General features: G+C 39.1%; 6 protein-coding genes, 1 tRNA gene and 1 pseudogene. 3 read left to right on the top strand and 5 right to left on the bottom strand.

What is annotated here, in order from left to right:
• A tRNA-Glu gene (locus MTN97_RS16455) sits at positions 1-70 on the top strand.
• Between the two features lie 315 nt (positions 71-385).
• Positions 386-652 carry a DksA/TraR family C4-type zinc finger protein gene (locus MTN97_RS16450; RefSeq protein ID WP_024602991.1) on the top strand — a complete coding sequence of 89 codons (267 nt, stop codon included), beginning with the start codon at positions 386-388 and terminating at the stop codon, positions 650-652.
• A gap of 90 nt (positions 653-742) precedes the next feature.
• Here MTN97_RS16450 and gloA read toward each other — a convergent pair whose 3' ends face one another.
• The 4 genes and pseudogenes from gloA to MTN97_RS16430 form a co-directional block, all read right to left on the bottom strand.
• Positions 743-1,144, bottom strand: coding sequence for a lactoylglutathione lyase (gloA, locus tag MTN97_RS16445; protein WP_024602990.1), 402 nt, complete (start codon positions 1,142-1,144; stop codon positions 743-745).
• Between the two features lie 54 nt (positions 1,145-1,198).
• On the bottom strand, positions 1,199-2,230 hold the full coding sequence (locus MTN97_RS16440; RefSeq protein ID WP_248474901.1) for a serine hydrolase: 1,032 nt from the start codon (positions 2,228-2,230) through the stop codon (positions 1,199-1,201).
• A gap of 120 nt (positions 2,231-2,350) precedes the next feature.
• Complete coding sequence (locus MTN97_RS16435; RefSeq protein ID WP_248474900.1) at positions 2,351-4,261, bottom strand: aminotransferase class V-fold PLP-dependent enzyme; 1,911 nt, start codon at positions 4,259-4,261, stop codon at positions 2,351-2,353.
• A 223-nt stretch (positions 4,262-4,484) separates the two neighbouring features.
• Positions 4,485-4,706: pseudogene (locus MTN97_RS16430) on the bottom strand (endonuclease III); the annotation flags it as partial.
• 211 nt (positions 4,707-4,917) lie between these two features.
• Between MTN97_RS16430 and MTN97_RS16425 the strand changes: the two are divergent.
• Positions 4,918-6,087, top strand: coding sequence for a methyltransferase domain-containing protein (locus MTN97_RS16425; protein ID WP_248474899.1), 1,170 nt, complete (start codon positions 4,918-4,920; stop codon positions 6,085-6,087).
• 148 nt (positions 6,088-6,235) lie between these two features.
• Here the strand turns inward: MTN97_RS16425 and nth are convergent.
• Positions 6,236-6,843 (bottom strand): endonuclease III (gene nth / locus MTN97_RS16420; protein ID WP_248474898.1); only part of this gene is annotated, 608 nt, incomplete at its 5' end.

Below are 6,843 nucleotides of genomic sequence, written 5' to 3'. Positions count from 1 at the left end.
ATCGTCTAGAGGCCTAGGACACCGCCCTTTCACGGCGGTAACAGGGGTTCGAATCCCCTTGGGGACGCCACTTACTTGCTTTAAGTAATATATACAGCAGTATGACACCACACACTCTATCCGCAACTTTAAAAAGAGTGAAAATCTCTTAATACGCCACTTACTATTTATTAGTAAGACAGCTTTTATTAAAAAGTATCTAAAATCAGTCCTGCATTTCCATCACTACTTCAAAACTATCCAGTGAAGTTAAAATCTCAAAATTAAATAATTTAATATAATAACTCCTATATATTATTAGTTTCTTTCCTTTCTTTATATTCAGCTTAAATAAACTTCACCTATGTTAGGGTACATATAAACGTCCAAATAAATAGGAGGTTATATGGCAAGTGGATGGGCACGCGATGGTGCAATTCAAGATCAAATCGACGCCAGCGTTAATGATGCTGTGCAATATGCTAGAAGTAACTTAGTTTCTGGAGCCAGTGCCGAGCTATGTGAAGAATGTGATGAACCAATACCACAGGCACGAAGACTTGCGTTACCAGGTGTTAAGTATTGTGTAAGCTGCCAAGTTGAACTAGAAGGTAAAGGCGCACTTTCTAAAGGGCTTAATCGGCGTGGCAGTAAAGATAGTCAATTACGATAAAAAGGTGCATACAGCACCTTTTTTAAAATTGTATCAGAGTTGAGCTTAAAAAATTAAAAAGCCGCTTAGTAAACCTATTAAATATATTTACTAAAATTTATTCATATTTTCTTTTTTCTGAATAAGTTCAATTGAGTAGCCATCTGGATCTTTTACAAACGCTATTTCTGTTGTGCCACCCTTTACTGGACCTGGTTCACGGCTTACGTTACCGCCAGCGGCCTTGATATCAGCACAGGCTTTATAGATATCATCAAACTCAATCGCGATATGACCATAGGCATTGCCTAAATCATAGCTGTCGGTATCCCAGTTATAGGTTAGTTCTAGTACTGTCGTGTCAGTCTCATCACCGTATCCTACAAAGGCAAGGGTGTAGCGGTACTCTTCGTTATCAGCACGGCGTAACTCTTTCATACCGAGCACTTGAGTATAAAACGCAATTGATTTATCTAGATCAGCAACCCGTAACATGGTGTGTAGTAAACGCATTTAAACCCTCTTAAAATTCACATAAATTTTGATAACGCAGCTACTTTGTAACGACTACTGCTGCGCTGTTAAAATATCAATAATCCGATTATAAATTATTTCTGTGAGCATCACAGTATCATCGCCATTAGTATTTATAAACTGTACAACGACTGTATCGATATCCTTATAATAACGAGCAATGCTTGAATACCCTAATACCCAACCCGTGTGTTCATACTTATAAAGCGATGTATACAAAGCTTGCTCTTGTTCGTCGAAAAAAGCGCCTTTGTTTAAAGCAATAAGAAAGTCGCCTATATCTTGTGCGGTAGCCACATAGCCTTGATCGAGTGCTTTAAAATCATTCTCATAACCTACGTAGTAACCACTCATCAAATCTACTAAATTTATTTCATGCACTGATGAAAACGTGTTCGTTAGGCCAAGTGGCGTTAAAATTTCATCTTTAATATATTGGTTGTGATCATAACCCAGTACGTTAGACATAATTTTTCGCAGCAACAAATAATTGGTATTAGAATAGCCATAATCAGCATCAGGGCTAAAATCAGCGGGTTCATCGAGCACTAATGCAAGTGGATCAGGGTAGGTGATTGACCAATCAAAATTATCGGTGTCTGTGTAATTGGGTATGCCACTTTTGTGTTTTACCATCATTCGTAATGTAATCTTATCTGCGTTTTCAATGCGTCCAATTAATGATGGAAGATAATCAGCCAGTGTTTTATCTATTTCAATACGTCCAGCGGCTGAAAGTTTGGTTAAAGCTGCTGCATCATATAACTTTCGAATGCTGCCAATTTTAAAAAGTGCATTAGGGTATGCGGGTATTTTTTGCTCTCGATCATGCCAACCATTTGCAAAATATTCAGGTTGCTGTCCTTGTTTATGAATGTAAACAATAATGCCATCAATTCCTTGTTCAATAGCCTCTTGTGTTTGTGCTTGAACGTTAGCGGGCAGTGGGTGAAAGTAATATAAAGCAAACTGCCAAGGGGCAAAAATGTATATGCTAGTAAGAGTAAAAATGAGAGCTGCAACGCGCAGAAGCGTGAGCGCCTTTTTGTTCTTCAATTGTATCATTGCATTCTGGCCTCATTTATTTTTGGAGTATGAGGATCAGCTCTTTATTCTACTAAACAGCAATATCATGTGATATTGCTGTTTAGTTATAAGGAGTTCAACTCTATTAAAATATACTTTTTACTTATTAGCTTTGCCCTTAAGAACATAGATTTCGCCATCAAAACTGCCTTGAATTGTTAATCCTTGTCCTGCAAGCTCCTTAAGATAGTCTACATGTTCTTGTGTAATATGTTGCCCCGGAACCAAAAGCGGAATGCCTGGCGGATAGGGCGTAACTAAACCGGCGCAAATGCGGTTGTTACTTTTGCTAATAGGTACCGATTCGCGCTCGCCATAAAAAGCTTCGCTTGGAATACAGGCTAAGTCTATAGCTGGTAGGTTTTCCGGTAAGCGAGAACGTCGCGTCGATGTGGCTAGTTTTACCTTGCCACTATCGAGCTTTTTCAACGCATTGTATAAACGAATGATCTTCGAACGCGTGCCGCCAAGAGTCAGTAACACCAAAATGGTACTGTGGGTGTATTTTTCTATTTCTAGGCCAATTTCATCGAGAAGGTATTTATGAATATCTTTTAATGAATAGGGTAATTCGCTAATGTCGATGAGAATCTTTAGCGGATCGTGACCCATGTTATCACCACTAAAGTGTGGAAATATTTCCATAAAATCTTGTTTACCAAGCACTTTAATTTGTTTGAGTGAAGCCATCTGTTGTTTAAATTCTTCCACATGGTTCAACAAAGCATTGAGTAACTTATAGCCTTCCATCTCCAATTGCTTTTGGCACACATCAAGCGACGCGATAAGCTGATATTTCGGCGATGTACTGGCATAAATACTGTAAATCTCGCGAAAGAAATCAGCATCAAAATCAGGATCGTTAACATGAATATAAGACGCCTGAGAAAATGCCGACACCACTTTATGCGCTGAATGAGTAACATAATCAGCGCCAGCATGAATGGCGGAATAGTAACGTAAGCTTGGATGAAACAGCGAGTAAGCAAACCACGCTTCGTCGATAAACACCTTAATACCATGCTGATGAGCAAATTCTACTACCTGTTTGAGGTCGCTCAGTAGGCCATCGTAAGTACAACCGGTAAGAACCAGTAATTTTGCATCGGTATTTTGTTCTATTGCTTGTTTTATATCAGCCAATGACGGTGGCGCAAAAATCCCATATTTAGGATTTAAAATACTCGACAAATAAATGGGTAAACTGGCTGATTGCAAAATGCCGTAGTGCACAGATTTATGGCAATTACGGTCAATAATCACTTTATCGCCCTTGCGAAGCAGTGTCTGCAAGATGATTTTATTTGAAGTTGATGACCCATTGGTAACAAAATAGGTATGTTTCACTTCAAACGTTGCCGCTGCTGACTCTTGGGCACGGCCAATGGTATTGGTGCTATCTGATAATGAGCCTAACGAATCGACTGACACCGACAAGTCACCCACGAACACATTACGGCCATAAAACTGATAAAAATCTTTAATATAAGGAGAATTTCTAAAGCTTGAACCGCCACTATGTCCTGGAGTGTGCCATGAATCGTTTGATTCACCAACATATCGGCGATATGCCGTCCAAAATGGGGTTTCTGAGCGATCATCGAAATCGTTAATCATATAACCTAAAATTGCTTCAGGGTCCGAGATTACTTCATCTTTAAAGAAGAATGACTCAATCTCCTCCGACTCATTAACGATTTCTAGCCCTTTTGTATCATCGCCAATAACATAAACGGGTAACTCAAGGCGGATCCTCTTTAGTTGCTCGATAAAGCGGCTATACATTTTCTCGCCTACTTTATTTTGCACATCCCAACTAAGTACAACAGCTTGAATATCGCCATCTTCTTCTACACACTCAAGCGCTTCTTTAAGTTCAAGACGTTCGATAATATCAATATGAATATCGCTTCGCTCAAAATTAGCAATTGTTTTTGACAAATTCGTTGAAAGCTCTTTTAAGATGCTAAGGTCTTGCTCAATTAGCAATATACGAAGTAAGGGTAACATAGAGGGTTCGCACTATAATTTTATTTATGCTCAGTAGCATAACTAAAGGAATGATACTTGTGAAATTAATACTTTGAAAATGTGCCTATAACTGCTTTTAGTATGGGTGCAGATATAAGCGTTTATTTAAATTAATTTGCAGTATAAGAAAGTGCAAGGTGCCAAAGTTAGGCACCTGCATTAAGAAATAGAATGTATTGGTAGAGGAACACTTGCCATATAGCTACTCAGTTTTACCTTTACACTCACACAAGTCTTCACTAATACAGCTGCCGCATTTAGGTTTACAGGCAACACAGGTATAGCGTCCATGCAGTATAAGCTAGTGGTGAACATCGACTTTAAACTCTTTAGGCACTAGTTTTTCGAGCTTCTTTTCTACTTCAACAACGTTCTTACCCATTGCAAACTTAGTAAGGTTTGATACACGGAATATGTGCGTATGTCGGCCAGCCAAAATATAAGAAAAGTAGATGTTAAAATGTTTTTATATCAGGCTGTTATGTGCCAATGTAGACATTAATCGTAACTTGCTTCTGTTGTAACATCATTTAGTACTAGAAGCATTAAGCATTAGAAAGTCAACTTGGTACTTGACCTGTCTATCGCTTTATAGTTTACATTTATTATCGCATTTAAAATGTATGAGGTTATATGTGTATCTTATTTCTGAGTTAGCTTCGTTGGTTGGCTTATCTAGAACGACTTTACTTTATTACGAAAAGCTTAATTTGATTTCGGGTAAGAGGCTAGAAAACGGCTATCGGGCTTATAGTGAAAGAGATTTACAGCAAGTTCGTTTAGTTCAACAACTACAAAGTGGTGGATTAACCTTGGCGGAATGTAAATCTTGTCTTGAAAGTAAATTGGATAGGTCTGTTCTTAAATTTCGTTATGAAGAGTTAGAGCAAGACATTGAGCGAAAACAAAAGTCGTTGGCTTTGTTGTCTTCCCTGTTAGGAGAAAACAGTAGTAAGTCATGGCATCAAACACTCGCTGAAGTCGCGCCAGATGCACATATAGACTGGTTAAAAGTCCAAGGGTTTGACGAAAAGCAAGCCCTAAGAATCAAATGGTTATCAAAAGACATGAACGAACATGACAAATATATGCAAGATTTCATGAGCGTATTTGAGGCGCTGGAGTCTTGGGGACCAAATAGTGAAGCTGACACTTCAAGAGCGTATGAATTACTCAGCACCAACCCTGAAAAAATTTTGGAGGTTGGTTGCGGTAAGGGCAATTCAACCATGTTACTCGCTAAACTATCAAGCGCAGAAATAGTAGCGACTGACAATGAACAAAATGCTCTTGATAAAGTAGAAGAAAAAATAAAGCAAAATAACCTGAGTGAACGAGTATCAACTAAGTGCATTAGCATGACTGAATTAGATTTTGGTTTAGAGAAATTTGACGTTATTTGGGCAGAAGCTTCCGCTTATGTTATGGGCATCGAAAACGCACTTAAGAAATGGAAATCGTTACTCAAAGATGATGGAACGCTGGTTTTTAGCGATTTAGTCTGGTTAATAGACGATCCAAGTCAAGAAGCTATTGACCATTGGAAAAGCGACTACCCCGATTTACAAAGCGTTGATACCCGCAGATCACAAATAGAAAAGGCTGGCTACGAACTTCAACACACATTCACGGTATCCGAGCAGGCTTGGAGGAGCTACTACGAGCCATTGGAACAACGTCTGAAAGAGGTCGCTTCAAAAATGGTAGGATCACAAGCTGTGATGGATATCCATAAGGAAGTTGATTTGTATAAATCAAGCCTCGGTGAGTTTGGTTACCAATTTTTTATTGCAAAAAAACTTTGACAGATCAACAGAAGTGGACTGATTTAAAATAACAGACAATCTTAACTCTAACACCACTCAAATGAAGGTTTTTGAATGGTGTTATATAAACTCTTTATGCTTAATAAAGCTAGAGCTATAGTTTGTTTTTACTCTTTGAAGACTTTAGCTATTCCGTTTTATCTTTAAACTCACACAAGTCTTCAATAATACAGCTGCCGCACTTAGGTTTACGGGCAACACAGGTATAGCGGCCATGCAGTATCAGCCAGTGGTGTACATCGACTTTAAATTCTTTGGGGATCACTTTTTCGAGCTTTTGCTCAACCGCTACCACGTCTTTACCCATGGCAAGCTTGGTACGGTTAGATACACGAAAAATATGCGTGTCTACCGCGATAGTCGGCCAGCCGAAGGCTGTATTTAATACTACGTTAGCAGTTTTACGGCCAACGCCAGGAAGGGCTTCTAGGGCTTCACGATTCTCTGGCACTTCACCGTTATGCTGATCTACCAATATTTGGCACATTTTGTATACGTTCGCAGCTTTGGAATTAAACAACCCGATGGTTTTTATGTAATCACGTAGTGTGTCGTGGCCAATATCTAAAATAGCTTGCGGTGTGTTTGCCACTGGAAAGAGTTTTCGGGTGGCTTTATTTACCCCAACATCGGTGGCTTGTGCTGAGAGCGTAACGGCAACTAGTAACTCAAACGGGCTTGAGTATTCAAGCTCCGTTTCAGGATGTGGGTTGTCATCGCGCAAGCGCGTGAGTA

Origin of the sequence: Pseudoalteromonas sp. 2CM36K, assembly GCF_023161865.1 — a bacterium.
GTDB lineage: Bacteria > Pseudomonadota > Gammaproteobacteria > Enterobacterales > Alteromonadaceae > Pseudoalteromonas > Pseudoalteromonas tetraodonis.
Note: the sequence above shows the minus strand (reverse complement) of the source record. Positions and strands in the feature narration are given on the sequence as shown.

Excerpts from the sequence above, each read along its gene's own strand:
- MTN97_RS16435 (WP_248474900.1), bottom strand. The coding sequence starts at position 4,261 with ATGTTACCCTTACTTCGTATATTGCTAATTGAGCAAGACCTTAGCATC.
- MTN97_RS16450 (WP_024602991.1), top strand. The coding sequence starts at position 386 with ATGGCAAGTGGATGGGCACGCGATGGTGCAATTCAAGATCAAATCGAC.
- MTN97_RS16440 (WP_248474901.1), bottom strand. The coding sequence starts at position 2,230 with ATGATACAATTGAAGAACAAAAAGGCGCTCACGCTTCTGCGCGTTGCA.
- gloA (WP_024602990.1), bottom strand. The coding sequence starts at position 1,144 with ATGCGTTTACTACACACCATGTTACGGGTTGCTGATCTAGATAAATCA.